This is a genomic window from Telluria sp. PB2R4, assembly GCF_059685695.1.
The window spans coordinates 62,622-87,059 of sequence record NZ_JCASIC010000001.1; the positions used below are offsets into that span (position 1 = coordinate 62,622).

Below are 24,438 nucleotides of genomic sequence, written 5' to 3' on the forward strand. Positions count from 1 at the left end.
ACAAGAACAAAGTCCGGGCTGCACTTCTGGTGTAGTTTCCACGTAAGCAATCTTTTTTCCTGACACGAGGGCGTCGACCACGCCTGGCGCAACCATGCAGCCAATCGACCAGCAGACGGTATTGCTCTGTCCCATGCCGGGCAGGGTGGCACGGGTGCCAGCCGCATGTGAGGCGCTGCCCGCCTTTCCGTTGGCCAGTCCCTGGTCCCGCTGGTTCGCGCGCACCTTCGATGTCTGGTGGCAGACGGCACTCGTCGCGCTCGCGCTCGGCCACGTCCTCGTCCAGTTCTCGCCAGCATTCGTGCGCTGGATCGAAACCCCGTTCGGCTGGAAACTGTTTGGCCTGGCCTGCATGCCGGGCGGCCTGCTGCTCGACGCCTTGCTGCAGGCGCTGGCCGGCAACACGCCCGGCAAGGCGCTGCTGGGCTTGCGGCTCATTACCACAGACGGGCGTAAGCCGCGCTTCCGCGAAGCGTTCGGGCGCAACATGAAGCTCTGGCGCGACGGTCTTGCCTTCGGCCTGCCGGGCATCAGCCTGGTCATCATGGCGCGCCAGGGCCTGCGGCTGCGCAAGGGCATGGGGGCCAGCTACGACAAAAGCGATTTCGTGGTGCACGCGCAGCCGGTCGGCCGGCTGGCGCAGGGCGTGTTCGGCACTGCCTTCGCCGGCCTGTTCGCCATCATCCTGGTGCTCGATGGCGTCGACCGCCAGGACAGCCGCGAGGCCAGCGCCATGCGCGAGGCGCCGCCCGCCATCTGGATCAACCCCGCCACCGGGCGCATCGCGCGCATCGCGCCTCAGTGGAAGCTGGAGGTGCGCCAGGGAGCGGACGGCGCACCGCAGCACCTGTTCACCCAGCACAGCGGCCGCGCCGCCGTGCTGTTCGCGCACGAGCAGACCGGCGGCCGGGCCCTGCGGCAAGATGCCCAGGCGCTCGCCGACCGCCTGGCCGACCGCTTCGAACTGGCCGACAGCTATTTCGCCGAGTTCCGCGGCAGGCGTTCCTGGGTCGGAAGGGGCCTGCACAAGAAGGGGCCGGAGCGGGTGCAGCTGCGCATCGTCGAGGTCGACGGGCACGCCTGGCGGGTAGTGGTGATGCAGTCGCCGCCGGCCGCCTACACCGACGACCTGGTGCAGGAGCTGAGCGGGGCGCTGTGGGACACCGTGACGCCGCTGCCCCGGCCGAGCTGGCCCAGCGCAGCCAATAAGAGCGCCTGACAATTCCCCCGATTGCTGCGTTGCACCGTCTCGCCGTACGAGCGTACTGTCTTCGTGGTCCGCCACTGCGGCGGTGCGTCGGGTGGCCGCATCCCTTGCACTCGGGGGTTTGTTCGGCGCGCAAAACCAAAGGGGCCTTGCGGCCCCTTTGGTTTCTTTATTCGCTCAGGTTCCTAGCCTCGCGCTTATTTCTTCCTGCGCTTCGGCACCACCTTCGCCTTGCTGCGCTTCTTGACTGCCTTGACCTTGCCGCTGCCGGCCGCCGCCTTGATGCGCGCACGGCTGGAGGTGGCCTTGATACGGGCGCGGCTCGACGACGCCTTGAAGCGCGGCGCCCGGTTCGAAGCCTTGGCGATGCTGAGCGGTGCGTCGCCGCTGATGAAGCGGCGGATATTCAGGGCGTCCAGGATGCGCGCCGACGACGCATTGGCGTTCAGCAGGATCATGGTCGCGTTCTTGCCGCCGGCCTTGATGTTCATGATCAGGCAGCGGCCAGCTTCGTTGATGTAGCCGGTCTTCGACAGGCCGATGTCCCAGCCCTTGGCGCCGACCAGGCGGTTGGTATTGCGGTACTCGACCTCGCGGCCGTTGATGTTGATCAGGTCCTTCGACTCGGTGGACATGCGCGTGATCTCGGCATACTTGCTCGACGCGGCCGCCATCTTGACCAGGTCGCCCGCGGTCGAACGATTGCGCGGCGACAGGCCGGTCGGCTCTTCGATCACGGTCTGGCTCATGCCGAGCACGGCGATCTTCTGGCGCACCGCGGCCTTGAAGCCGGGCATGCCGCCTGGATAGGTGCGGGCCAGTGCATGGGCCGCGCGGTTGTCCGACGACATCAGGGCCAACTGCAGCACGTCGCGGCGCGAGATCAGGGCGCCGACCGGCACCCGCGAGCTGCTGTACTTGACGGTGTCGACGTCGCTGCGGTCGATCTCGATCAGCTCGTCCAGGTCCTGGCGCGCATCGAGCACGACCATTGCGGTCATCAGCTTGGTCAACGAGGCGATCGGCGCGACGCGGTCGGCATTCTTTTCCAGCAAAATCTTGCCGGTGTCATCTTCTACCACGAGCACCGATTGCGAGCCGAACGGCACCGCGAATGCGGCAGCCGAAAACGACATCAATACGGTGACAAACAATTTTTTGAGCATTGTCGGGTTCAGGAATAGGTTGTGTTGAGCGGGAAGGCGCGGCAGCATAAAGAGCGCGCAGTCAACTATCTAGCCGTAGAGCAACTACAAGTGTTGGAAGATAGCATCAAGCCTGGTGCCTGTCTATGGCGCACAGGCAAAAACAAGCTTGTGAACTGGAATTATGTGCAGTTTAACGCTTCAGTTGACACAGCGTCCATGAGAATTGCCAGAGCGAGTACGAATTCCGCGCCTTGCGGCCTCGGCCTTGTGCTCATGCAGTACCCTGAATGACAAAGCCCTGCACACGGCAGGGCTTCGACCAGGCCCCGCAGTGCAGGGAACATATTACTGGCTTATTTCGACTGGTAGATCTTGTCGAACTCGCCGCCATCGTTGAAGTGGACGGCCTGGGCCTTGCGCCAGCCGCCGAACAGCTCATCCACCGTGAACAGCTGGATCGGCTTGTAGTTGGCAGCATATTTCTGCATCACCGCATCGGAACGCACGCGCAGGTAGTGCTTGGCGCCGATTTCCTGGCCGGCCGGCGAGTAGAGGAAGTTCAGGTAGGCGGTCGCTTCCTTGCGCTGCTTGCGGCGGTCGACCACCTTGTCGACCACGGCCACCGGCGATTCCGCCAGGATCGACACGGTCGGGTAGACCACTTCGAAGTTGTCGCCGAACTCGGCGCGCACCATGCTCACTTCGTTCTCGAAGGTCACCAGCACGTCGCCGATCTGGCGCTGGGTGAAGGTGGTGGTGGCGGCGCGGCCGCCGGCGTCCAGGATCGGCACGTTCTTGAAGATGCGGGCGACCAGCTCGCGCGCCTGCGCTTCGTTGCCGCCTTTCTTCTTCAGTGCCGAGCCCCAGGCCGCCAGGTAGGTATAGCGGCCGTTACCAGCGGTCTTCGGGTTCGGGATGATCACCTGGACGCCCGGACGCGCCAGGTCGTCCCAGTTGCGGATGTTCTTCGGATTGCCTTTGCGCACCAGGTAGACCATGGTCGAGTAGTAGGGCGCGGCGTTGTTGGGGAACTTCTTGGCCCAGTCCTTGGCCACCAGGCCACGGTCGGCCAGCATGTCGATGTCGTTGGCCTGGTTCATGGTCACGACCGAGGCCGCCAGGCCGTCGGCGACCGCACGCGCCTGCTTGCTCGAGCCGCCGTGCGACTGCTTGATGGTGACGGTCTGGCCGGTCTGCTGTTTGTAGGCTGCGATGAAGGCCGGGTTGATGTCCTTGTACAGCTCGCGCGCCACATCGTAGGAAACGTTCAGCAGCTCGGCCGGGGCGGCACTCGCCGACAGCGGCAGCGCGGCGCCCAGCGCCAGGGCCAGGAGGAGACGGCGCAGGGGAGAGGTCAGGCTCATGTGTTCTCGCTTTTCAGGATCTTGTGGTAACAAGTTGCATCATCCGCATATGCATCAAAATACGGAACAACAGTTTCGTCATATGCTTAGACGGTGGGAGGGCCTGCGCCGCGGCCGCTGCAGGCACGGGTGTCCGCAGCAAGGTCAGTGGCTTTCAGTGTATAGTCGTGCCCAGCTATTGCGCCGTCGGCGTGGTCTGTTTGTTTTTTTTGCATAGTAATGATTGATGTCCACGAGTTTTGACATTCGCAAGGCGGTACCCGGTGATGCTTCTGCCGCCTGCGCGCTGTTGCGCCGTTCGATCGAGGTCGGCTGCCAGGCCGATCACCAGGACCAGCCTGCCGTGCTGGAGGCCTGGCTCGGCAACAAGACCGCGGCCAACGTCGCCAGCTGGTTCGCATCCCCCAGCAACCACGCCCTCGTCGCCGAACGCGACGGTGCGCTGCTGGGCCTGTGCCTGCTGACGCAGGCTGGCAAGCTGGCGCTGTGCTATGTCTCGCCGGAAGCCCTGCATAGCGGGGTCGGCCGCGCGCTGATCGCCGCCGCCGAGGACCAGGCGCGCGCCTGGAGCATCACCAAACTGCACCTGCACAGCCCCGCGAGCGCAAGCGCTTTCTTCGAGCGCCAGGGTTTTGTCAACGCCGGCAAGGACAAGTCCTGCTGGGGCCTGGAATGCGATTTGCTGTGGAAGCCCCTCGATGTGGCCAGCGAGACCGGCCCGGGCGCTGCCGCGCGCAAGCGCTTCTGCAACTGTAACGGCTGACACCGCCCAACGCCATGCAACAGTCTTGACGAACTCTTCTTTTGTGCGCGAGACGCTTGCTATATAGTAAGCGCCTCCATTGGCTGAGTTCGGTTCGTTATGGCTTCACGTAGAGATTTCCTGCAACAAAGTGCGCGCCTATGCGCCCTGGGCGTCGCCGGCGCCCCACTGATCGCCCCGGCCGGGGCGGCGCCCCATCCCACCGACCTGCAACCCCCGCCCGACCTGTTCGACGCCCAGTTGCTGGACATCGACTTCTGGGTCAAGCCCCGCACGCTGTCGGTGGTGCGCCCGCAGAGCGGCGAGCGGGCCAGGCTGCTGTACTGGAAGGATGGCGAGATCATCGATTCCGCCTACCAGGAGCTGTGCCACATCCTGCGCGACGTCAACGGCCGCGCGACGGCCCCGATCGATCCCAAGCTGTTCGAAGTGCTGTGGGGCACCCAGGCCTTCATTGCCCGCTACGGCATGACCCAGCCGCTCGAGATCCTGTCGGGCTACCGCACCGAGGCGTCGAACAAGCGCCTGGTCGAGGAGGGCGTGCCGGCCGCGCGCAAGTCGCTGCACATGGTCGGCAAGGCGGCGGACATCCGCATCGCCAGCCTGAACGAGGAAGTGCTCGGCGGCCTGATCCGCAGCTTCCGCCAGGGCGGCGTCGGCTACTACTACCGTTCCGGGCCGAAAGGCGGCTGGATTCACGCGGATACCGGACTCAAGCGTACCTGGAAGGGATGATTCCACTGCGGTCGACCCGTGCGAGTGCGACATCGGACTTGGGCTACTATGCACGTATGGCCGGGGCAGGCCGCCCTGGCCATGGTGCTTTTCCAAGGAGGCAATGATGGCAACGATGAATGCTCCCACAATGGACCGCAGGACGGGCGAACGGCGCACCTCTTTGCGCGCCCATGAACGTTCCGCCATGTCGGCACTCGACTACCTGGCGATGGCGCTCCTGATCATTGGCGGCCTGAACTGGGCGATGGTCGGCCTGTTCGACGTCGACATGGTCGCCACCATCTTCGGCCAAGGCAGCCCGGCGACCCGGATCGTCTATGTGGTGGTGGGCCTGGCCGCGCTGTACTCGATCTACACCGCTGCCAAGATGGCAGGCAGCAAGCGCTCGACCTGAGCGGCATGCGGGTCGGGCTGATTTCCGACACGCACGGGTTGCTGCGCCCGGAGGCGCTCGATTTCCTCCGGGGCAGCGACCATATCATCCACGCCGGCGATATAGCCGGCTCCCAATGCGCCGGCCCCGACATCCTGGCGCCCCTGGCGGCAATCGCGCCGCTGACCGTCGTGCGCGGCAATAACGACCGCGGCGCCTGGACGGAGGACATCCCCGAGACCGCCGTGCTGCGCCTGGGCCGGGTCGCCATCTACGTCATCCACGACCTGAAGGAACTGCCGATCGATCCCGCGCACCTGGGCATGCGCGTGCTCGTGTCCGGACATTCGCACAAGCCTGCATGCCAGGAGCGCGATGGTGTGCTCTACGTGAACCCCGGGAGTGCCGGAAGGAGGCGCTTCAGCCTGCCGATCTCGATCGGCGAGTTACTGGTGGACGGCGGGCTGGTGCAGGTGCGCCTGGTGACGCTCGACGTGCAATAGAGGCAGCTCTGCCAGTGGGCGATAATGCGGCAAACCGAGGAGACGCCATGACTACCCACAGCGACGCATCGATCATCGACGCATGGTCACGCAATACCGATCCCTGGACCGCCGCCGTGCGCGGCGGCGAGATCGAATCGCGCGTGCTGGTGACGAATGCGGCCATCGTGGAAGCGGTGCGGGCGCGGGCGCCGCGCACTGGCGTCGACCTGGGCTGTGGCGAGGGCTGGCTGGTGCGGGCCTTGCCCGAAGTGGCGATGGTCGGTGTCGACGCCATCGCCGGGCTGGTGGAGCAGGCGCGCCTGGCCGGCGGCGGCGAGTTCCGCCAGCTGAGCTATGAAGAGATCGCCGCCGGCCAGCTGCAATTGGCGGCCGACGTGGCGGTTTGTAATTTCTCGCTGATCGGGGACGAGGCCGTGCGCGGACTGCTGCGCGCCGCGCCAAGCTACCTGCGCCCGGGCGGGCACCTGCTGGTGCAGACCGTCCATCCCTTGACGGCCTGCGGCGACGCGCCCTATGCCGACGGTTGGCGCGAGGGCAGCTGGGCCGGCTTCAGCGCCGCGTTCGCCGATGCGGCGCCCTGGTACTTCCGCACGGTGTCGAGCTGGCTGGCGCTGTTCGAGGAGCATGGCCTGCACGTGGTCGAGATGCGCGAGCCGCTGCATCCGTGTACCGGCAAACCGGTATCGCTGATCCTGGTGGGCCGGCTGCCAAACACCCCCTGAATCCCGGGTAAGCAAGTAAGATAGGGCTCGTTCCGCTTTTACCTGCATTACATGAATCTTCCACCCGCATCACCGCCGCCACGTTTTCGCCCCCGTCCCTGGACCGCACTGGAAACCCCGCAGGACGTCGAACTCTGGATCGACGAGCACAACCGCGCACTGCAGGAACTGGTCAAGCCGACCGAGACCGGCGTCGGTATCTGCTTCACGCTGGCCGAAGGCGGCAATATCTACCTGCAGACCACGGACGATGCCGTGATCCTCGACGTCGATCCGGATGCCGCGTGGATCGCGCCGCTCATCCATGCCGCCACCGGCGCCGAGCCGCCCCGTGGCCAGGTCTGGGTACTCCCCGACGACCGGCTGGTGCAGCTGATCCTGGGCCTGTCGACGCTGGTCGCGAGCACGACCCTGGTGGTCGGCCATCCGTTCGGATCGCGCGCGCGCAGGGCGGGATACTGAACAAGGCAGTCCCGGCCTTCCCGGCTGGGCCGGTTTGGGTTATAAAGTCAGCTCAACCAGGAGACCAATCGATGGGACAGCATTCGAACAGCGGGGCACGCCGTGCCTGTTTCGGCCTGGCGCTCGTGGCCGCGCTGACTTCACTGCTGCCGGCGGCGCCGGCGCTGGCCGCCGACCTGCTGACGGACGCCAGGGCGCGCGGCACGCTGCGCATCGCGATGGAAGGCACCTACCCGCCCTTCAACTTCAAGGATCCGAAGACCGGCCTCCTGTCGGGCTACGACGTCGACGTCGCGCGCCTGGTCGCCGGCAAGCTGGGCCTGAAGCCGGAATTCGTCACCACCGAATGGGCCGCGATCCTCGCCGGCCTCGCCGCCGGCAAGTACGACGTGATCGTCAGCCAGGTCGGCATGACTCCCAGGCGCGAGCAGGCCTTCGACTTCTCGCGTCCCTATACCTATTCCTTCCCGCAGCTCGTCGTGCGCAAGAACGAGCGCGCCAACTACGGCAGCCTGGCCGACCTGAAGGGCCGGAAGGTCGGCGTGGGGCAGGGCAGCGTGTTCGAGCAGCAGGTCAAGGCGGTGCCGGGCATCGAGGTCAAGAGCTATCCGGCGGCGCCCGAGAACCTGCAGGACCTGGCCTTCGGGCGCATCGACGCCGCGCTCAACGACAGCCTGATGGTGGCTTACCTGCTGAAACACTCGCCGCTGCCGATCAAGGCCGGCGCCCGGGTCGGGGCGCCCGAGCGCATGGGCATTCCCTTCCGCAAGGGCAGTCCCCAATTCAAGGCGGCGGTCGACAAGATCCTGCTCGACGCCACGGCCGACGGCACGCTGAAGGCACTGTCGCTCAAGTGGTTCGGCACCGACGCCAGCCGGCCGGCACCGTAAGGGCGCGCCCGGGACATGGCGGACCTGATCGCGCTGCTGCGTGAAGCGGCGCCGGCCCTCTTGACGGGCGCCGGCTACACCCTGATGTTCGCAGTGGCGTCGATGGTCGGCGGGCTGGCGATCGGCCTGCCGGTGGCGCTGATGCGCATTGCGCCGTGGGCGCTGCTGCGCCTGCCGGCGAGCGTCTACGTCAGCGTCATGCGCGGCACGCCGCTGCTGGTGCAGATCTTCGTCATCTATTATGGATTGCCGAGTATCGGCGTCGAGTTCACGCCGGTGACGGCGGGCGTGCTGGCGCTGTCGCTCAATGCCGGCGCCTACCTGTCCGAAAGCCTGCGCGGTGCGATTCGCGCCGTCAGCGAAGGGCAGTGGCGCGCGAGTTTCAGCCTGGGCCTGGGCTACTGGCAGACCCTGCACCACATCGTCATGCCGCAGGCCTTGCGCATCGCGGTGCCGTCGATGAGCAACACGCTCATCAGCCTGATCAAGGACACCTCGCTGGTGTCGGTCATTGCCCTGACCGAACTGATGCTGGCGACGAAGGAGGTGATCGCGGTGACCTTCCAGCCACTGCCGCTGTACCTCGCGGCGGCCTGCATCTACTGGGCCATGAGCCTGTTCTTCGAGGCGATCCAGCGCCGCGCGGAGCGGCGCCTGAACCGGGCGCACGCGCTACGCTAGGCGCATACGGCGTGCGCAGGAGATGCCGTGGCCGCCTCTTAATCGCTGCGCAGGGCCTGGATCAGTGCCTCGTCGCGTCCGTAGATGTCGGCAGCGAACATGGTGTGGCCGCGATGATCGCTCACCGCCGTGGCATAGAACAGGACGACCGGCACCGGCTCGGCAACTTGAACCGTGCGCGTCGGGCCCGGACGCATCGCCGCCGCGACACGCCCGGCGTCCCAGCCCAGCACGAATTGCGCCAGCTCGGCCGGGCGCTCGACCCGGATGCAGCCGTGACTGAGGTCGCGGCGCGCGCGCCCGAAGAGCGCCTTCGACGCGGTCGAATGGAGGTAGATATTCATCGGGTTGGGCATCGCAAACTTGACTTCCCCGAGCACATTCTTCGCTCCCGGACGCTGCCTGACCCTGGCCGCTCCCGAACGCAGCCGCGCCACGGCATCGTTGCCTGTAGCGGCAAGTACCTGTCCATCCCGCGATAGCAGTTCCATGTCGTTCTGTCGCAGGTAAGCCGGGTTGCGCGCAAGCTTCGGCACGATCTCGCCGATGGCAATGCTTCGTGGCACGTTCCAGTACGGATTGAATTCCAGATAGCGCAACTGGCCGATGAACAGGGGCGTGGGCGTTCCGGCAGCCTTGCCGACGATGATCCGCATCTCGATCGGCTGCGCGCCGCTGTCCTGGGCGCGCGGGAACGCCCACAGACGGTAGGTCGGCAGGTTGACCGCGATGACCGGTCCCTTGGAGAGCGGCGGCAGCCAGCGCAGGCGTTCCAGTGTGAGCGCGAGCTGCGTCACGCGATGGGTGAGCGGCACCGACAAGGCTGCGATCGTATCCGCACCCACTACGCCATCCTCGGCTAGCCCATGGCGCGACTGGAAGCGCCGGACGGCGTCCGCAAGCGCAGGAGTGTACATGTTGTCCGGTTCGGCAGCGGTCTCGGCGCCGAGATCTCCCAGCAGCCGCAGGCGCTCGCGCAACAGCGCCGTGCCCGCATACTCGCCGCCTGCAACGACGGCCGGGCGGTCGGCGGCGGGGAGCGCCGGCCAGTGGGACGCCGCCAGCGCCAGCGTCCGATAGTGCGCAAGCGCCTCCTTGACCCTGCGGTAGAGTGGAATCGCCGGCGCCGCCGTGTCGGCGGCCTGCGCCAGGCGTCCGGCATGCACTGCCAGGCGCAGGTGCTCGGCCGGGTTGAACTCGTCGGATGGCGCAGGCGCCTGGCGGTAAGGCGAGACGGTGCGGCCGAAGTGCAGGTCGGCAAGGTACTGGAGCATGGCGGTCGTGAGCGCGCGCTCGAAGGGCGCTGCATCCCCCGAGCCGCGCAGCGCGTCCAGCTGGCGCACGAGGTCGTCGCTCCGATAATGTCCCGGGTCGAGTCCATGTGCGGCGGCGTCGCCAAGCAGTTCCAGTGCCTGCCGCGCCAGCGCCCGCTCGTGGTCGAGCCAGGCCGGCGCCGCGCCGGTTTCGTGCAGGCGCACCGCCATCGCATGCGCGTCCATGCGGCTGCCGGCGGGCGCCGTGGGCGGCTCTGCCTGGGCGAAGCTCTGGACGAGGCAGAGCAGGGCGCCGCACAGCAGCCGTGCGGCGAAACTGCGGCTTCGGGCGAAAGTATGGGGCATGTGCGCATGGATCGTGATGTGTGATTCTCACCATATGCGCTTGTGGAACGCACAGTCATTGACACAAATCAAAACAGTGCGCGATAGGTCAGTATTTGACTTGTGATCAGACAAAGAAGTCGCTGCGGGCGCTCGGGCTCAGTCAGTCTGGCAGTAAGGGAAGGGTGTAGAAGGGATCGGCAGTTGCCGAGAGCGGACTTGCCGCGAACGCGGCAAGTCCTGGGATGGCGAACCGGGTGCGCAAGTGCATGACGAGGTTCAACTACCTGGTCCTTGCATCGGCCCGGCCCGGGCGCCGAGTCTAGCGGTTGCCGCCCTTGTCGCCTTGCTGCTTGAAGGCTTCCGAGGCCTGCTGGGCGCTTTCGCCCCTGTTCTGGCCGTCCAGGTCGTCCAATGCCGGAGTCCCGCCGGAAGCGTGCTGGCCACCACCCTGCTGCTGGTTGCCGCTTTGCCGTCCCTGCTGTTGGCCGCCTTGCTGCTGACCCGACTGCTGCCCGCCGGACTGCTGGTTGTTTTGCTGCCGGCCACCCTGCTGGCCCTGCTGTTGCCCGGACTGCTGGCTGCCCAGGTCTTTCATCGGATCGTTGACGCCCTTGTCCTGCGTCGACTGCTTCTGGTCTTTACCCTGGTTGCTATTCATGTTCGTCTCCTTGAGTAGGAATGTGGATGACCATCTTAATCCTCCTGCTGACATCGGCAATCGGCGTCCGCGCGGTGTCTTCGTAGGAGCACTCGGACGCGGTGTCCTGCAGGAAAGGCGAGGTGGAAAGCAACGCGCACCGGGGCAAGGCTAGGCTTGCGACGGTGCGCGTCGTGTTGCGAGGTAAAGGACGCTCAGGCGCGCCCGGGATTAACGATGGCCACGCCCCTGTTTGCCGTTGGCCCGGCTCCAGGCTTGCGAGGCTTCCCTTGCGGATTCGCCCTGGCGCGAACCCAGGTCGTCGAGCGCCGGCGTGCCGCCGGAGGCATGCTGCCCTCCTTGTTGCTGGCTGCCTTGCTGCCCCGACTGCATGCTCCCTTGTCGTCCCGATTGCTTATTACCCTTCTGCTTGTTACCTTGCTGCTTGCTAGCTGCTTGCTGCTGTCCCGCTTGCAGGCTGCCGTTCCCCTGGTCCGATTGCCGGGAAGCCTGTCGGCTCTCCCCCAGAACGCCGGACTGCATATTGCCCGGCTGTGGCTGACCGCTGGGAGCGATCTCCCCGCCCGCGGTACTGCTGCCGAGATCGTCCACATCATCGTCGTGGCGCGGTCCCTTGATGCCATGTCCCTTGTTTTCACCCATACCAGACTCCTTGTTTGAGTGCCGATGGCTTGATGATAGACCTCTGGCAGCCATCGACAATCGGAATCCGGCACGCGCCCTCGTAGGACAGTCCGTACAAAGTCATCAGCAATAAGAGAGGTCAGAGACGAGAGGTCAGGGCTTGCCCTGTCGGCGGTTCGCCTCCCCGGGCTGCTGGCGATTCTCTTGCTCGCCCGACTGCATGTTGCCGGGCCGGCTGTGCTCCAGCCGTTCGCGCTGGCGATCGACGTCGAAGTCGTCCAGCTGCACGTCGCTCAAGCTTCTCGTGCCGGAATCCTTATCCTGGGCCTTGTTCTCTGCCATGACAGCCTCCTTGCGTCAGATGTTGTGGAAGCCACATCTTAGGCTGTTCGGCGCGAAAGGAGCGCTTCAAGGCTGCGCCGGCGCCAGGCCGAGCTCGCGCAGGAAGGCATGCGCCGCACTGTAGGCGCCGACGTGTTGCTCGGCCGTAAAGCCGCCGTGTCCGCCACCCTTGACGGTATGCAGCACGTTCTTCACGCCGGCCTTGTCGAGGGCCGCCTTGAGCCGCATGGCGTGCGCATACGGCACCAGCGGATCGGCGTCGCCGTGGATGGTGAATACGGCCGGGCCGCCGGCGCGCACGTAGCCCAGCGGCGACACTGCGCGCGCCAGCGCCAGCCGGTCCGGATCCGGCATGCTGCCGAACCAGGCGACGGCGTAGGAGCGCAGGTTCGGGCCCTGCAGCATGTCGGCCACGTCGGTGATGCCGTACCAGTTGATCACCGCCGCCACCTTCGGCGCCGCGTTCTGGTACGGCCCGCTCCAGCCGGGTTCATTGGCCGCGCACTGGCGAGTCAGCGGCGAGTCGGGCGGCGCCATCGCGGTGGCGAGGGCCAGGTGCCCGCCCGCCGAATCGCCGGTCGTCACGACCCTGGCCAGGTCGAAGTTGTATTTCTTCGCATTGCGGCCCACCCACTGCAGCGCGCACAGCGTGTCCTCGAGCGCCGCCGGGGCAGGCGCCACCTTGGCCAGCCGGTAGCTGACGTTCACGAAGGCGAAGCCCATTTCCATGTAGGGCATGGCGGACAGCGCCGCACCCTCGCGACGGCCGGCGACCCAGCCGCCACCGTGGAAGTACATCACCACCGGCAGCGGCTTGTCGCTCTTCTTTGCCGGGAGGTAGACGTCGAGCTTGAGCTCGGTGCCGCTGGCCGTCAGGTAGGTGAGGTTGGCGTCGATCCACCAGCCGTGGTCGAGCAGGGCGGCGCTGCGCACGCCTTCATCGGCTGCGGCAGCAGCGAACGGTAAGGCGAGCGCACAGCTTAGCAGGGCGGCGCACGGCCGCCAGGTAGCGAACGGCATGCGAGTCCCCTTACATGTTCGGGTAGTTCGGGCCGCCGCCGCCTTCCGGCGTCACCCAGACGATGTTCTGGGTCGGATCCTTGATGTCGCAGGTCTTGCAGTGCACGCAGTTCTGCGCGTTGATCTGCAGGCGGTCCTTGCCGTCGTCAGTCTTCACGAACTCGTACACGCCGGCCGGGCAGTAGCGCTGTTCCGGGCCCGCATACTTGGCCAGGTTGACGTCCACCGGGATGCTGGCATTCTTCAAGGTCAGGTGCACCGGCTGATCTTCGCTGTGGTTGGTGTTCGAGATGAACACCGAGGACAGTCGGTCGAAGGTCAGCTTGCCGTCCGGTTTCGGGTACGCGATCGGCTGGAACTGCGACGCCGGCTTGAGGCACTCGTGGTCGGCGTGCTTGTGGTGCAGCGTCCACGGCGCCTTGCCGCGGAAGACCATCTGGTCGATGCCTGTCAGGATGGTGCCGAGGTACAGGCCCTTGGCCATCAGGGGCTTGAAGTTGCGCGCCACGTGCAGCTCTTCGTGCAGCCAGGATTGTTCGAAGGCGGCCGGATAGGATGCGAGTTCATCGTGCTGGCGGCCTTCGCCCAGCGCAGCGAATGCGCTTTCCGCAGCCAGCATGCCGGTCTTGATCGCGGCGTGGCTGCCCTTGATGCGGCTGGTGTTGAGGAAGCCGGCGTCACAGCCGATCAGGGCGCCGCCCGGGAATACCGTCTTTGGAAGCGACTGCAGGCCGCCCGCGGTAATTGCGCGCGCGCCGTACGAAATGCGCTTGCCGCCCTCGAAGTACTTGCGGATTTCAGGATGCGTCTTGTAGCGCTGGAATTCCTCGTACGGCGACAGGTAGGGGTTCTGGTAAGCCAGGCCCACCACGAAGCCGACCGCCACCTGGTTGTTCTCCAGGTGGTACAGGAAGGAGCCGCCGTAGGTGTCGTTGTCCAGCGGCCAGCCGGCCGTATGGACCACCAGGCCAGGCTTGTGCAGGGCCGGGTCGATCTCCCAGAGTTCCTTGATGCCGATGCCGTAGGTCTGCGGGTCCTTGCCCTTGTTCAGGTCATACTTGGCCATCAGCTGCCTGCCGAGGTGGCCGCGCGAGCCTTCCGCGAACAGCGTGTACTTGGCGTGCAGCTCCATCCCGAGCTGGAAGTCGCCGCCCGGTTCGCCGTCGCGCTTGACGCCCATATTGCCGGTGGCGACGCCCTTGACCGAACCGTCCTCGTTATACAGCACTTCGGCCGCCGGGAAGCCCGGGAAGATCTCGACGCCCAGCGCTTCGGCCTGCTGGCCCAGCCAGCGGGTGACGTTGGCCAGCGAGATCACGTAGTTGCCGTGGTTGGTCAGCATCTTCGGGACCATGAAATTCGGCGTGCGGATGGCCTTGGTCTCGGTCAGGAACAGGACCTGGTCCTCGGTCACCGGCGTATTGAGCGGCGCGCCTTTTTCCTTCCAGTCCGGGATCAGCTCGTTCAGGGCGATCGGGTCCATGACCGCGCCCGACAGGATGTGCGCACCCAGTTCGCCGCCTTTTTCGAGCACGCAGACGGAGACTTCCGAGCCCTTTTCCGCCGCCAGCTGCTTGAGCCGGATCGCCGCCGACAGGCCCGCAGGGCCGCCGCCGACGATGACCACGTCGTACTCCATGGCTTCACGCGGTCCGTATTGTTCGAGGATGTTGGTCGTCTCAGTCATGGTCTTTTAATCAGGTAAAAAATTAAGCACGAGTGTGCACTTTTTTGCTGCCGTTGGCAACGCTGGGCGCCATTTTACGGACATTATTAGATGCGGCAATCTAATACTGATGATTTGTGTAAGATGGTGTCTTCGGTAACGAACTGTGGAAGGGGCGGCGCGTGGGCATCGAAGTCAATTACGAAGGAAAAATCGCCATGGTCACCGGCGCATCGAGCGGCCTCGGTGCGCGTTTCGCCAAGGCGCTGGCCGGCGCCGGGGCCCAGGTGGTGCTGGCTTCGCGCCGCGTCGAGCGACTCAAGGAGCTGCGCGCCGAGATCGAGGCCGATGGCGGCGCCGCCCACGTGGTACGGCTCGACGTGACCGACCTGGGGTCGATCAAGTCGGCCATCGCGCACGCCGAGACCGAGGCCGGCCCGATCGACATCCTGGTGAACAACTCGGGCGTGTCGAGCACCCAGCGCCTGCTGGACGTCACCGAAGACGACTACAACTACATCATGGACACCAACCTGCGCGGCGCATTCTTTGTCGCGCAGCAGACCGCCAAGCGCATGATCCAGCGCGCCAAGGGCGACCCGCGCAAGCAGCACCGCATCGTCAACATCGCCTCGGTGGCCGGCCTGCGCGTGCTGCCGCAGATCGGCGTGTACTGCATGAGCAAGGCGGGCGTGGTGCAGATGACCAAGGCGATGGCAGTGGAGTGGGGCAAGTACGGCATCAACGTCAACGCCATCTGTCCCGGCTACATCGCCACCGAGATGAACGAGGACTACTTCGACACCGAGCAGGGACGCAAGCTGATCGACATGCTGCCGCGCAAACGCACGGGCAAGCCGGAAGACCTCGACGGGCTCCTGCTGCTGCTGGCGGCCGACGAAGCCCACTTCATCAATGGCGCCATCATCACGGCCGACGACGGCATGACGGCGCAGTAATCAGTGATTAAACAGTGATTAAAGTTAGGAAGCAATGAGCAGCAAGCAGTTTGTACCGCAGTTAGTCCATACGATGCGGATTCCCATTCGCTGGGGCGACATGGACGCGATGGGCCACGTCAACAACACCGTCTATTTCCGCTACATCGAATCGGCGCGCATCGCGTGGCTGGAACAGGCCGGGGCCTTGCCAGATCCGGCCGCCTCCAGCGAAGGTCCGGTGATCGTCAACGCCCACTGCAGCTTCCTCAAGCAGCTGACCTATCCGGGCGAGATCGAAGTGTCGACCTGGGTCGGTCCACCGGGCCGCTCGAGCATCGACATCACCCACGAGATCCGGCTGGTCGGGGCCGACGGCCAGGCCGGCGCGCTGCACGCCGAGGGCGGCGCCAGGATGGTCTGGATCGATTTCAAGGCGGAGAAGTCGCGGCCGTTGCCGGACCGGCTGCGGGCGCTGCTGCCGGCCGGATGAAGCAGTTGCCTGTCGTCCGCTTCGACGAAAACCGCCTGGCCATCGAGGACATCGTCGCCATTGCGCGCGGCGCTGCGCACCCGAAGCTGTCCGAAGAACCGGCCTTCCACGCCCGGATCGCGCGCGGCGCGGACTTTCTCGACCGGCTGCTGCGCGAGGACGGCGTCGTCTATGGCGTGACCACCGGCTACGGCGACTCGTGCACGGTGCCGGTGCCGCTGCACCTGGTGCCGGAGCTGCCGCGTCAGCTGTACACCTACCACGGCTGCGGGCTGGGTTCGTATTTCGACGCAGACCAGACCCGGGCCATCATGGCGGTTCGCCTGGCTTCGCTATGCAAGGGCTACTCGGGCGTCAGCGTGGCGCTGCTGGAAGGGATCGTGCGCCTGTTCGACGCCAGGCTGCTGCCCTTGATACCGAGCGAAGGTTCGGTCGGCGCCAGTGGCGACCTGACGCCGCTGTCCTACCTGGCGGCCGTGCTGTGCGGTGAGCGCGAGGTGCTGCGCGATGGCGTGCAGGTGCCGGCGCTGGACGCCCTGCGCGCCGCCGGCATTGAACCGCTGCGCCTGCGGCCGAAGGAAGGACTGGCGATCATGAACGGTACCGCGGTCATGACCGGCCTGGCCTGCCTGGCCTGGGACCGCGCCTCGTATCTGGCCAGGCTCGTGACCCGGATCACGGCGATGGTCTCGTTCGCGCTGGACGGCAACGCCCATCACTTCGACGAAACCCTGTTTTCGGCGAAGCCGCACGCCGGCATGCAGGAGGTGGCGGCGTGGCTGCGCGCGGATCTCGGCTATACGGGGCAGGTGGAAAGCAACGCCAAGCGACTGCAGGACCGCTACTCGATCCGCTGCGCGCCGCACGTGATCGGCGTGCTGGCGGATGCGCTGCCGTTCTTCCGCAGCACCATCGAAAATGAACTGAACAGCGCCAACGACAACCCCATCATCGATCCCGACCACGAGCGTGTCCTGCACGGCGGGCACTTCTACGGCGGACACATCGCATTCGCCATGGACAGCATGAAGAATGTGGTCGCCAACCTGGCCGACCTGATGGACCGGCAGATGGCGCTGCTGGTCGATACCCGCTACAACGCCGGCCTGCCGGCCAATTTGTCGGGCATGACCGGAGAGCGGACGGCGATCTCGCACGGGCTGAAAGCCTTGCAGATCAGCGTGTCGGCGTGGACGGCGGAAGCGCTCAAGCTGACCATGCCGGCCTCGGTGTTCTCGCGCTCGACCGAGTGCCACAACCAGGACAAGGTCAGCATGGGGACGATCGCGGCGCGCGACTGCCTGCGGGTGCTGGAGCTGACCGAGCAGGTGGCGGCGGCACTGCTGGTCGCGGTGCGGCAGGGCGTATGGCTGCGGACGCGGATCGCGGGAGCCGCCGCGCCGCCGCGTCTGGCCGACATGGCGGAACTGGTGGGGCAGGACGTTGCCGCGCTGGTCGAAGATCGGCGGCTGGATACGGAATTGCGAGTGCTCCTGGCGCGGATCCGCGGACAGCACTGGGCGCTGGCCGCGCCTTGATCCTATCTGGCCCCCACCAGCTTGTGCACCAGCTCCGACGAGGTCGACGCCGCAAACTTGCGCATCAAGCTGGCCCGGTGCATCTCCACCGTGCGCGGACTCAGGTCGGTGTCGCGCGCGATCATCTTGCTGGTCTTGCCCTCTACCAACAGGGCGGCGATCTCGCGCTCGCGCGGCGTGAGTTCCGCCGATACCGGCCGCTTCTCGCTGACGTCCTCGAAGGTCCACACGCCCGCGCCCAGCGGTTGCGAAGGATCGAGGGCGCTCCCGGTCACGTGGCACCAGAACAGTTCGCCGTCCGCGCGGCGCATGATGCGCTCATCCGAGTAACGTCCCTTGGCGTTCATGATCGGCACGATGCGGTCCCCGGTGCGCAGGAATTCGTCCATGGTCGGATAGAGCACGCTGAACGATTGGCCGTGCAAGGCGCCCGCGCCGTAGCCGAACATCGCCGCCAATGCCTGGTTGCACGACTGGATCACGCGGTCGATCGAGACGCACATCCCGACCGGCGCATGCTGGAAGATCATCTCGTAATCGATGGCGCAAGGCGGAATCATCTGATCTGGATCGACTACACGGTTCATAGGAAGGCTCGCCCGTAGTTCTACGGTATTGTTATTCGGTACAGCGTATTTTATGCTGAGACTCTACTTTGAGGTACAGAAGAGCTTTGGGCTTAACTTATAAAAGGGACGGGTATGAACAAAGTGTATCCTGATGCGAAGTCGGCGCTGGCCGGCATCGTGGCAGATGGCCAGACCATCGCCGTGGGCGGCTTCGGCCTGTGCGGCATTCCGGAGGCGCTGATCGCGGCGCTGCGCGATTCCGGCGTCAAGAACCTGACGGCGATTTCGAACAATGCGGGTGTGGACGGCTTCGGCCTGGGCCAGCTGCTGGAAACCCGACAGATCAAGAAGATGATCTCCTCCTACGTGGGCGAGAACAAGGAATTCGCACGCCAGTTCCTGGCCGGCGAACTCGAACTCGAGTTCACGCCGCAGGGCACGCTGGCCGAGAAGCTGCGCGCCGGCGGCGCCGGCATCCCGGCCTTCTACACCAAGACGGGCTACGGCACCATCGTCGCCGACGGCAAGGAAACCCGCGAATTCGACGGCGAGCACTACGTGATGGAACGCGCGCTGCTGCCGGACGTCTCGCTGGTCAAGGCATGGAAGGCCGACAAGGCCGGCAACCTCCTGTACCGCAAGACCGCGCGCAACTTCAACCCGAACGTGGCCACCGCCGGCAAGATCTGCATCGTGGAAGTCGAAGAGCTGGTCGAGATCGGCGAGATCGATCCGGACCAGGTGCATACCCCGAGCATCTTCGTGCACCGCATCGTCCACAACCCGACGCCGGAAAAGCGCATCGAGCAGCGCACCGTGCGCGCTTAAGCAAGCGCCTTTGAGAACCCTGGAGACAGAACATGGCATGGACTCGTGATGAAATGGCCGCGCGCGCGGCGAAGGAGCTGCAGGACGGCTTCTATGTGAACCTGGGCATCGGCCTGCCGACCCTGGTGGCGAACTACGTCCCCAACGATATCGAGGTCTTCCTGCAGTCGGAAAACGGCCTGCTGGGCATCGGCCCGTTCCCGACGGAAGCGGAAGTGGACGCCGACCTGATCAACGCCGGCAAGCAGACCGTGACCGCGCTGCCCGGTTCGGCCTACTTCAGCTCGGCCGATTCCTTCGGCATGATCCGCGGCGGCAAGATCAACCTGGCGATCCTGGGTGCGATGCAGGTGTCCGAGCGCGGCGACCTGGCCAACTGGATGATTCCTGGCAAGATGGTGAAGGGCATGGGCGGCGCGATGGACCTGGTGGCCGGCGTCAAGCGCGTGGTCGTGGTGATGGAGCACGTCGCCACCGCCAAGGACGGCTCGACCTCGCACAAGATCCTGAACAAATGCGACCTGCCGCTGACCGGCGTGGGTGTGGTCGACCGCATCATCACGGACCTCGGCGTGCTGGACATTACCGACACCGGCCTCAAGCTGGTGGAGCTGGCCCCGGGCGTCACCAAGGAAGAAGTGCTGGCGGCGACTGGCTGCGAGCTGGACGTCTCGGCGGTCTGAACGAAAAAGCGCGGGGGCGGTGTTCCGGCCCCGCGCGTGTGCCAGCGGCCCGCAGGTCAACTGCGGGCTTTTTATTTCAGCGCGTCGAGGCGCTGGCGCAGCCGCTGCGCATGCCCCTCATTTGCGGGCGACTTCAACAGTTCGGTCAGCGCCAGGCGCTCGGCGGTGCGCAGCGCGTCCTCCGCATCGACCTTCACGTCCGGCACCACGCCGGTGCCTTCCCAGTTGCTCTTGCTGATCGGATTGACCGCCCGGCCGGAGGGGATGAAGGCCGCCAGGTGCTGGTGGATGCGGTGTACGCCGCCCGGATGGGCGCCGCCGCCGGTGGTTTCTCCCACGATCAGTCCACGGCGCAACTGCTGAATGTTGTAGCTGAATTCCTCGGCGCCCGAAAAGGTCGTCTTGCTGGTCAGGACGAAGACCTTCTTGGTGCCGCCAAACTTCTTCCCGGGCACATTTTCCTCGGTCCAGAACGCATCCGTGCGGCCGCCCTCGCGCCAGTACATGTCGTTCAGGTGAGTACGCTTGTCGAACAGGTAGCTGGACAGGTAGGCGACCGTATGCGGGTCGCCGCCGCCGTTATTGCGCAAGTCGACGATGAGCGCATCGGTGTCCGCGACCAGGTTCATCAGCGCGCTCAGCGCGGGCTTGGCGGCCGAAGCCGGCGGAAAGCTGCGCAGGTCGATATAGCCGATGTTGCCGGGCAAGGTTTCCACCTTGCGGATGTCGTAGTTGCGCGACTTGAGGAACACACCGAACTCGCGCTCCTGCTCGGGCGTCGGTCCGCGCTTGCCGCCGTCGGGAGGAAGCGGCCTGGCGTGGTAGCGCACGCCCAGGTGCTTGTCCCCGGTCGGCTGGCGCAGGTCTTCGGTGAGCATCGCCGCGAAGGCGGTGAGATCAGGGGCGCTGCGGTAGGCCCCGCTCTCCTCGCGCGCGTTCAGGCGCTCGACGACCTGGCTGGCCTTGTCCGGGAAGACGTAGATGTCCTTGACCTTTGCGCCGAGTTGGGCGATCACCGCCTTGCGGGTGGCCTCGTCGACCTCCGCCCGGGCCTCGCAGGCGAGGGAGCCGAGCAACACGGGTACAAGCAGAAGGGTGCGAATCGGATTCATGTGGGTCCTATCGAATGAGTAGTGGGTGCAAGAATGGAGACGGCGGGCAAGACAGTGATGAGAGGTTTATTTTCCAATAGAGGGAAATTCTGAATTCTGTCTCCTGGAGTCTATTATTTCCATATCGTAGCAATCAGCTATTCTTTCAGCAATGCGTCATGCATAATCGGAGCAATAAAAAACCGCTGTAACGGCGTCCCGTCCAGCGGCTTCCTAGCCGGGCCAGCATTGCTGCGGGCCTTTTCTTTTCCCTGCTACTTCAGCGACCAGACGTACTGGACGGCGGCCCATGACTCGACCGGTTTGCCCTTGGTGCTTGCCGGCTTGAAGCTGCACTTGGCGAGGGCCGTGCGCGCTGCCTCGTCGAGAGGGGGATGACCGGACGACTTCGTGATTTTAGTATCCTTGACCGTGCCGTCCGTCGCCACCAGGAAGCCAAGAGCCACGGTGCCCGTGTGTTTCTGCGTAATCGAATTGGCGGGGTATTCGGGCTTCTTGCAGCTGTCGAACCTGGCGATCGCCTCCTGATCCGGTTTCGCCAGCGTGGTGCCAGGGGCCGCATGAGCGAACACCGCGGCGCTCATCGCCGCCAGTCCCAGTACGGGAATGGCCGCTTTCCAGTTCAATGCTTGTGTGTCTGGGCGAATCAAGCGTTTGATGCGTGACATAAGATCTCCTCCGTTGGCCGCCTGGGCCAGGTGGTGGGTGGAAAACTGGAGTTTCTCCAGCTCTGAAAGGGCCAGGGCCAGGCGCCGCGGTTCGCCCAGTTGCCGTGCCGCGAAATCGTCGGCGATCTGTTCCCGTTCGACGCGGATGCGTCCCGAGATCCACCAGACCGCCGGGTGGTAGAAGAGCAGGGTCTCGACCACGTTCTGGCCGAGGTTGACCATGTAATCGTGGCGCTTGATGTGGGCCATTTCGTGGGCCAGCAGCGCTTCCAGCAGGTGCGCCGGCATGCCCGACACCAGCGAAGCGGGCAGCAGCACCACCGGGCGCCACCAGCCGGCCGTGACCGGACTCCCAAGGCGTTCGACCACGCGCAGGCGCACCGCACGCGTGACGCCGAACTGCGCGGCGAGACGTTCGGTGCGCGCCTGCCAGGCCGGGTCGATGCGCTCATGGGCGGCGGCACGGCCGATCCACAGCAGGCCCGCCACCATCCGCAAGGCCATCGCGCACGCGCATACCGCCCAGGTGCCCACGATCCAGACCAGCTGCTCGGCGAGCAGGGCGCTCCAGCCCGCGTCGATCGGCGAACCGGCTACCAGCCCGGCGGCGAACAGCACCATCGCATCGCCGCCGCTGCCGCTGCCCTCGAGCAGGCGCAGCGCCAGCTCGGTGGCGGGCCAGGCCAGGCACAGGAACAGCCCGCTGCAGGCGACCAGGTAGCGCGTTTGCGGCTGGCTGTTCCTCAGCACCATCAAGAGCACGGCCGTCGCGCAGCCGATCAGCGCGCCCTGCCAGAGGAAGTGGACCAGCGTCCAGCCGACGCTGGCGACGATGTCGGCGGCGATCATGCCTGCCCCTCCGGTTTGTCCTTGCCGGCGCCGTCTTCGCGCAGCAGCTGTTCGATCTCGTCGCGCTCCTTCTTCGAGATGCCGCTCTTGAGCGCGGCCAGCACCAGGGCCTTGGCCGAACCGGCGAAGGCGCGTTGCATCAGGTCCTTGAGCAGATTGGTCTCGACCGAATCCTGCGCATGCGCCGGGGCGTAGACGTGCGAACGTTCGCTCTCGTCGCGCACCAGCAGGCCTTTGCCGTGCATGATCTGCATCAGGCGCAGCACGGTGGCGTAGGTGACGTCCGGTTTGGTCTTCTGCATGTCGTGGTGCACCTGCTTGGCGGTGCCGGAGGCCATCGGCCACAGCACCTGCAGCAGTTCCAGTTCGGCCGGGGTCGGCTTGGGGGTATCGGGTTTGCGTGGCATGAGCGTCCTCATTGGTTGGTAGGTCTAGAATAGTCTGTCTAGACACGGGTGTCTACAGTTTTCGTGTGCCGTGCATGCTTTATGCGCAAGGGGTAGGGGCGAAAAAAAACCACATCGTGCGATGTGGTTTTTTGGGGGGCAGAGCCGGTTCAGGCGGCGGCGCGCACCGGCTCCAGGTCTTTCTCGCCCTCGAGCGGCACACGGCCGTGCAGCACGGCGTCCATGCGCTCGACGTCCAGTTCCTTCTCCCACTTCGACACCACCACGGTGGCCACGCCGTTGCCGATGAAATTGGTCAGTGCGCGTGCTTCGCTCATGAAGCGGTCGATACCGAGGATCAGGGCCATGCCGGCTACCGGGATGGTCGGGACCACCGCCAGCGTGGCGGCCAGGGTGATGAAGCCGGCGCCGGTGATGCCCGATGCACCCTTCGAGGTCAGCATCGCCACCGCCAGGATGGTCAGTTCCTGCATCAGGGTCAGGTCGGTGTTGGTTGCCTGGGCCACGAACAGGGCCGCCATCGTCATGTAGATGTTGGTGCCGTCCAGGTTGAACGAGTAGCCGGTCGGGACCACCAGGCCGACCACCGGCTTGGAGCAGCCGAGGCGCTCCAGCTTGCGCATCAGGGCCGGCAGGGCGGACTCCGACGAGCTGGTGCCGAGCACGATCAGGAGTTCTTCCTTGATGTACTTGATGAAGCGGAAGATCGAGAAGCCGGTGTACTTGGCGATGGCGCCCAGCACGAAGACCACGAAGACGAAGCAGGTCAGGTAGAACGAACCCATCAGCTTGGCCAGCGGCAGCAGCGAATCGAGGCCGTATTTACCTATGGTGAAGGCCATCGCGCCGAAGGCGCCGATCGGGGCGACCTTCATGACGATGTTCACGACGCCGAAGATCACGTGCGAGAAGTCCTCGATCATCCTGGTCACCGGGCGGCCACGCTCGCCCAGCATCGACAGCGAGAAGCCGAACAGCAGCGCGATGAGCAAGACCTGCAGGATGTCGCCCTTGGCGAAGGCATCCACGAAGGTGTTCGGGATGATGTTCATCACGAAGTCCGTCGTGCTCTGCGTCTTGGCCTTGTCGGTGTACTGGGCGATGGACGAGGCGTCGAGGTGGGCCGGGTCGACGTTGAAGCCGGCGCCCGGCTTGAGCATGTTGGCGACCACCAGGCCGATGGCCAGCGCGAAGGTCGAGACGACCTCGAAGTAGAGCAGGGCCTTGCCGCCGACGCGGCCGATCTTCTTCATGTCCTGCATGCCGGCGATACCGGCGACCACCGTACAGAAGATCACCGGGGCGATGATCATCTTGATCAGTTTGATGAAGCCGTCTCCCAGGGGCTTCATCTTGGCGCCGAGTTCAGGGTAGAACACCCCCAGCAGCACGCCAAGCACGATGGCGAACAGCACCTGGACATACAGGATTTTATAGAATGGCTTTTTCATGGCAACGCTTCGATGAGAAGTTTGTGGTGTTGCCATCTTGTCGGAAGCGCTGCGCCTTATCTATTGTGGATATCCGCAGGCCTTATATCTCGGCCCCGATATGTGGTTTGTGTATCGCGTGATATTTCCGCAGCGTG

The 24,438-nt window shown here is 65.3% G+C and carries 27 protein-coding genes; 14 read left to right on the top strand and 13 right to left on the bottom strand.

What is annotated here, in order from left to right; all coding sequences use genetic code 11:
* Nucleotides 1-94: 94 nt before the first annotated feature.
* On the top strand, nt 95-1,219 hold the full coding sequence (locus tag AC56LU_RS00265; RefSeq protein WP_497173588.1) for an RDD family protein: 1,125 nt from the start codon (nt 95-97) through the stop codon (nt 1,217-1,219).
* 185 nt (nt 1,220-1,404) lie between these two features.
* On the opposite strand, the gene AC56LU_RS00270 is transcribed toward AC56LU_RS00265, so the two are convergent.
* Nucleotides 1,405-2,373, bottom strand: coding sequence for a serine hydrolase (locus tag AC56LU_RS00270; RefSeq protein WP_497173589.1), 969 nt, complete (start codon nt 2,371-2,373; stop codon nt 1,405-1,407).
* 335 nt (nt 2,374-2,708) lie between these two features.
* The gene (locus AC56LU_RS00275) at nt 2,709-3,719 is read right to left on the bottom strand and encodes a sulfate ABC transporter substrate-binding protein (RefSeq protein ID WP_497173590.1); all 1,011 of its coding nucleotides are present in this window, start codon (nt 3,717-3,719) and stop codon (nt 2,709-2,711) included.
* Nucleotides 3,720-3,945: 226 nt separating this feature from the next.
* On the opposite strand from AC56LU_RS00275, the gene AC56LU_RS00280 reads away from it, so the two are divergent.
* From AC56LU_RS00280 to AC56LU_RS00315, 8 genes are all read left to right on the top strand, one after another.
* On the top strand, nt 3,946-4,482 hold the full coding sequence (locus tag AC56LU_RS00280; RefSeq protein ID WP_497173591.1) for a GNAT family N-acetyltransferase: 537 nt from the start codon (nt 3,946-3,948) through the stop codon (nt 4,480-4,482).
* Between the two features lie 99 nt (nt 4,483-4,581).
* The gene (locus tag AC56LU_RS00285) at nt 4,582-5,217 is read left to right on the top strand and encodes a YcbK family protein (RefSeq protein WP_497173592.1); all 636 of its coding nucleotides are present in this window, start codon (nt 4,582-4,584) and stop codon (nt 5,215-5,217) included.
* 115 nt (nt 5,218-5,332) lie between these two features.
* Nucleotides 5,333-5,614 carry a DUF378 domain-containing protein gene (locus tag AC56LU_RS00290; protein ID WP_497173593.1) on the top strand — a complete coding sequence of 94 codons (282 nt, stop codon included), beginning with the start codon at nt 5,333-5,335 and terminating at the stop codon, nt 5,612-5,614.
* A 5-nt stretch (nt 5,615-5,619) separates the two neighbouring features.
* The gene (locus AC56LU_RS00295) at nt 5,620-6,096 is read left to right on the top strand and encodes a metallophosphoesterase family protein (protein ID WP_497173594.1); all 477 of its coding nucleotides are present in this window, start codon (nt 5,620-5,622) and stop codon (nt 6,094-6,096) included.
* 47 nt (nt 6,097-6,143) lie between these two features.
* The gene (locus tag AC56LU_RS00300; RefSeq protein WP_497173595.1) at nt 6,144-6,821 is read left to right on the top strand and encodes a class I SAM-dependent methyltransferase; all 678 of its coding nucleotides are present in this window, start codon (nt 6,144-6,146) and stop codon (nt 6,819-6,821) included.
* Nucleotides 6,822-6,872: 51 nt separating this feature from the next.
* Complete coding sequence (locus AC56LU_RS00305) at nt 6,873-7,283, top strand: hypothetical protein (protein WP_497173596.1); 411 nt, start codon at nt 6,873-6,875, stop codon at nt 7,281-7,283.
* 71 nt (nt 7,284-7,354) lie between these two features.
* A complete protein-coding gene (locus AC56LU_RS00310) occupies nt 7,355-8,173 on the top strand; it encodes a transporter substrate-binding domain-containing protein (RefSeq protein WP_497173597.1) in 819 nt (272 codons plus the stop codon).
* Between the two features lie 15 nt (nt 8,174-8,188).
* Complete coding sequence (locus AC56LU_RS00315) at nt 8,189-8,854, top strand: amino acid ABC transporter permease (protein WP_497173598.1); 666 nt, start codon at nt 8,189-8,191, stop codon at nt 8,852-8,854.
* A 38-nt stretch (nt 8,855-8,892) separates the two neighbouring features.
* Here the strand turns inward: AC56LU_RS00315 and AC56LU_RS00320 are convergent, their stop codons facing one another.
* The 6 genes from AC56LU_RS00320 to AC56LU_RS00345 form a co-directional block, all read right to left on the bottom strand.
* Nucleotides 8,893-10,473, bottom strand: coding sequence for a L,D-transpeptidase family protein (locus AC56LU_RS00320; protein WP_497173599.1), 1,581 nt, complete (start codon nt 10,471-10,473; stop codon nt 8,893-8,895).
* Nucleotides 10,474-10,774: 301 nt separating this feature from the next.
* Nucleotides 10,775-11,113, bottom strand: coding sequence for a hypothetical protein (locus AC56LU_RS00325; protein WP_497173600.1), 339 nt, complete (start codon nt 11,111-11,113; stop codon nt 10,775-10,777).
* 210 nt (nt 11,114-11,323) lie between these two features.
* On the bottom strand, nt 11,324-11,755 hold the full coding sequence (locus AC56LU_RS00330; protein WP_497173601.1) for a hypothetical protein: 432 nt from the start codon (nt 11,753-11,755) through the stop codon (nt 11,324-11,326).
* Nucleotides 11,756-11,890: 135 nt separating this feature from the next.
* Nucleotides 11,891-12,079 (bottom strand): hypothetical protein, encoded by a 189-nt coding sequence (locus AC56LU_RS00335; RefSeq protein WP_497173602.1) that lies wholly within the window; start codon nt 12,077-12,079, stop codon nt 11,891-11,893.
* Nucleotides 12,080-12,145: 66 nt separating this feature from the next.
* Complete coding sequence (locus AC56LU_RS00340) at nt 12,146-13,099, bottom strand: alpha/beta hydrolase fold domain-containing protein (protein WP_497173603.1); 954 nt, start codon at nt 13,097-13,099, stop codon at nt 12,146-12,148.
* Nucleotides 13,100-13,109: 10 nt separating this feature from the next.
* Nucleotides 13,110-14,786 (bottom strand): electron transfer flavoprotein-ubiquinone oxidoreductase, encoded by a 1,677-nt coding sequence (locus AC56LU_RS00345; RefSeq protein WP_497173604.1) that lies wholly within the window; start codon nt 14,784-14,786, stop codon nt 13,110-13,112.
* Between the two features lie 161 nt (nt 14,787-14,947).
* On the opposite strand from AC56LU_RS00345, the gene AC56LU_RS00350 reads away from it, so the two are divergent.
* The 3 genes from AC56LU_RS00350 (at nt 14,948) to AC56LU_RS00360 (ending at nt 17,734) form a co-directional block, all read left to right on the top strand.
* Entirely contained in the window at nt 14,948-15,724 is a 777-nt protein-coding gene (locus AC56LU_RS00350) for an SDR family oxidoreductase (RefSeq protein ID WP_497173605.1), read from the top strand.
* A gap of 73 nt (nt 15,725-15,797) precedes the next feature.
* A complete protein-coding gene (locus tag AC56LU_RS00355; protein ID WP_497173606.1) occupies nt 15,798-16,196 on the top strand; it encodes an acyl-CoA thioesterase in 399 nt (132 codons plus the stop codon).
* Nucleotides 16,193-17,734 carry an HAL/PAL/TAL family ammonia-lyase gene (locus tag AC56LU_RS00360; protein ID WP_497173607.1) on the top strand — a complete coding sequence of 514 codons (1,542 nt, stop codon included), beginning with the start codon at nt 16,193-16,195 and terminating at the stop codon, nt 17,732-17,734. The genes AC56LU_RS00355 and AC56LU_RS00360 overlap by 4 nt, the downstream gene beginning before the upstream one ends.
* A gap of 2 nt (nt 17,735-17,736) precedes the next feature.
* Here the strand turns inward: AC56LU_RS00360 and AC56LU_RS00365 are convergent, their stop codons facing one another.
* Nucleotides 17,737-18,294 (bottom strand): LuxR C-terminal-related transcriptional regulator, encoded by a 558-nt coding sequence (locus AC56LU_RS00365; protein ID WP_497173608.1) that lies wholly within the window; start codon nt 18,292-18,294, stop codon nt 17,737-17,739.
* Between the two features lie 141 nt (nt 18,295-18,435).
* Here AC56LU_RS00365 and AC56LU_RS00370 point away from each other — a divergent pair, with 141 nt between their 5' ends.
* Together AC56LU_RS00370 and AC56LU_RS00375 are read left to right on the top strand one after the other, a co-directional pair.
* Nucleotides 18,436-19,131, top strand: coding sequence for a CoA transferase subunit A (locus AC56LU_RS00370; protein WP_497173609.1), 696 nt, complete (start codon nt 18,436-18,438; stop codon nt 19,129-19,131).
* Between the two features lie 32 nt (nt 19,132-19,163).
* Nucleotides 19,164-19,814 carry a 3-oxoacid CoA-transferase subunit B gene (locus AC56LU_RS00375; protein WP_497173610.1) on the top strand — a complete coding sequence of 217 codons (651 nt, stop codon included), beginning with the start codon at nt 19,164-19,166 and terminating at the stop codon, nt 19,812-19,814.
* Nucleotides 19,815-19,885: 71 nt separating this feature from the next.
* On the opposite strand, the gene AC56LU_RS00380 is transcribed toward AC56LU_RS00375, so the two are convergent.
* The 4 genes from AC56LU_RS00380 to AC56LU_RS00395 form a co-directional block, all read right to left on the bottom strand.
* The gene (locus tag AC56LU_RS00380) at nt 19,886-20,926 is read right to left on the bottom strand and encodes a S41 family peptidase (RefSeq protein ID WP_497173611.1); all 1,041 of its coding nucleotides are present in this window, start codon (nt 20,924-20,926) and stop codon (nt 19,886-19,888) included.
* A gap of 254 nt (nt 20,927-21,180) precedes the next feature.
* Nucleotides 21,181-22,443: a M56 family metallopeptidase gene (locus tag AC56LU_RS00385; protein ID WP_497173612.1), complete on the bottom strand. Its 1,263-nt coding sequence runs from the start codon at nt 22,441-22,443 to the stop codon at nt 21,181-21,183.
* Complete coding sequence (locus tag AC56LU_RS00390) at nt 22,440-22,850, bottom strand: BlaI/MecI/CopY family transcriptional regulator (protein ID WP_497173613.1); 411 nt, start codon at nt 22,848-22,850, stop codon at nt 22,440-22,442. The genes AC56LU_RS00385 and AC56LU_RS00390 overlap by 4 nt, the downstream gene beginning before the upstream one ends.
* A 149-nt stretch (nt 22,851-22,999) precedes the next feature.
* Nucleotides 23,000-24,301: a dicarboxylate/amino acid:cation symporter gene (locus AC56LU_RS00395; RefSeq protein WP_497173614.1), complete on the bottom strand. Its 1,302-nt coding sequence runs from the start codon at nt 24,299-24,301 to the stop codon at nt 23,000-23,002.
* Between the last annotated feature and the right edge of the window lie 137 nt (nt 24,302-24,438).

Coding starts and splice junctions, on each gene's coding strand:
- AC56LU_RS00265 (WP_497173588.1), top strand. CDS start 95: ATGCAGCCAATCGACCAGCAGACGGTATTGCTCTGTCCCATGCCGGGC.
- AC56LU_RS00270 (WP_497173589.1), bottom strand. CDS start 2,373: ATGCTCAAAAAATTGTTTGTCACCGTATTGATGTCGTTTTCGGCTGCC.
- AC56LU_RS00275 (WP_497173590.1), bottom strand. CDS start 3,719: ATGAGCCTGACCTCTCCCCTGCGCCGTCTCCTCCTGGCCCTGGCGCTG.
- AC56LU_RS00280 (WP_497173591.1), top strand. CDS start 3,946: ATGTCCACGAGTTTTGACATTCGCAAGGCGGTACCCGGTGATGCTTCT.
- AC56LU_RS00285 (WP_497173592.1), top strand. CDS start 4,582: ATGGCTTCACGTAGAGATTTCCTGCAACAAAGTGCGCGCCTATGCGCC.
- AC56LU_RS00290 (WP_497173593.1), top strand. CDS start 5,333: ATGAATGCTCCCACAATGGACCGCAGGACGGGCGAACGGCGCACCTCT.
- AC56LU_RS00295 (WP_497173594.1), top strand. CDS start 5,620: ATGCGGGTCGGGCTGATTTCCGACACGCACGGGTTGCTGCGCCCGGAG.
- AC56LU_RS00300 (WP_497173595.1), top strand. CDS start 6,144: ATGACTACCCACAGCGACGCATCGATCATCGACGCATGGTCACGCAAT.
- AC56LU_RS00305 (WP_497173596.1), top strand. CDS start 6,873: ATGAATCTTCCACCCGCATCACCGCCGCCACGTTTTCGCCCCCGTCCC.
- AC56LU_RS00310 (WP_497173597.1), top strand. CDS start 7,355: ATGGGACAGCATTCGAACAGCGGGGCACGCCGTGCCTGTTTCGGCCTG.
- AC56LU_RS00315 (WP_497173598.1), top strand. CDS start 8,189: ATGGCGGACCTGATCGCGCTGCTGCGTGAAGCGGCGCCGGCCCTCTTG.
- AC56LU_RS00320 (WP_497173599.1), bottom strand. CDS start 10,473: ATGCCCCATACTTTCGCCCGAAGCCGCAGTTTCGCCGCACGGCTGCTG.
- AC56LU_RS00325 (WP_497173600.1), bottom strand. CDS start 11,113: ATGAATAGCAACCAGGGTAAAGACCAGAAGCAGTCGACGCAGGACAAG.
- AC56LU_RS00330 (WP_497173601.1), bottom strand. CDS start 11,755: ATGGGTGAAAACAAGGGACATGGCATCAAGGGACCGCGCCACGACGAT.
- AC56LU_RS00335 (WP_497173602.1), bottom strand. CDS start 12,079: ATGGCAGAGAACAAGGCCCAGGATAAGGATTCCGGCACGAGAAGCTTG.
- AC56LU_RS00340 (WP_497173603.1), bottom strand. CDS start 13,099: ATGCCGTTCGCTACCTGGCGGCCGTGCGCCGCCCTGCTAAGCTGTGCG.
- AC56LU_RS00345 (WP_497173604.1), bottom strand. CDS start 14,786: ATGACTGAGACGACCAACATCCTCGAACAATACGGACCGCGTGAAGCC.
- AC56LU_RS00355 (WP_497173606.1), top strand. CDS start 15,798: ATGCGGATTCCCATTCGCTGGGGCGACATGGACGCGATGGGCCACGTC.
- AC56LU_RS00360 (WP_497173607.1), top strand. CDS start 16,193: ATGAAGCAGTTGCCTGTCGTCCGCTTCGACGAAAACCGCCTGGCCATC.
- AC56LU_RS00365 (WP_497173608.1), bottom strand. CDS start 18,294: ATGATTCCGCCTTGCGCCATCGATTACGAGATGATCTTCCAGCATGCG.
- AC56LU_RS00370 (WP_497173609.1), top strand. CDS start 18,436: ATGAACAAAGTGTATCCTGATGCGAAGTCGGCGCTGGCCGGCATCGTG.
- AC56LU_RS00375 (WP_497173610.1), top strand. CDS start 19,164: ATGGCATGGACTCGTGATGAAATGGCCGCGCGCGCGGCGAAGGAGCTG.
- AC56LU_RS00380 (WP_497173611.1), bottom strand. CDS start 20,926: ATGAATCCGATTCGCACCCTTCTGCTTGTACCCGTGTTGCTCGGCTCC.
- AC56LU_RS00385 (WP_497173612.1), bottom strand. CDS start 22,443: ATGATCGCCGCCGACATCGTCGCCAGCGTCGGCTGGACGCTGGTCCAC.
- AC56LU_RS00390 (WP_497173613.1), bottom strand. CDS start 22,850: ATGCCACGCAAACCCGATACCCCCAAGCCGACCCCGGCCGAACTGGAA.
- AC56LU_RS00395 (WP_497173614.1), bottom strand. CDS start 24,301: ATGAAAAAGCCATTCTATAAAATCCTGTATGTCCAGGTGCTGTTCGCC.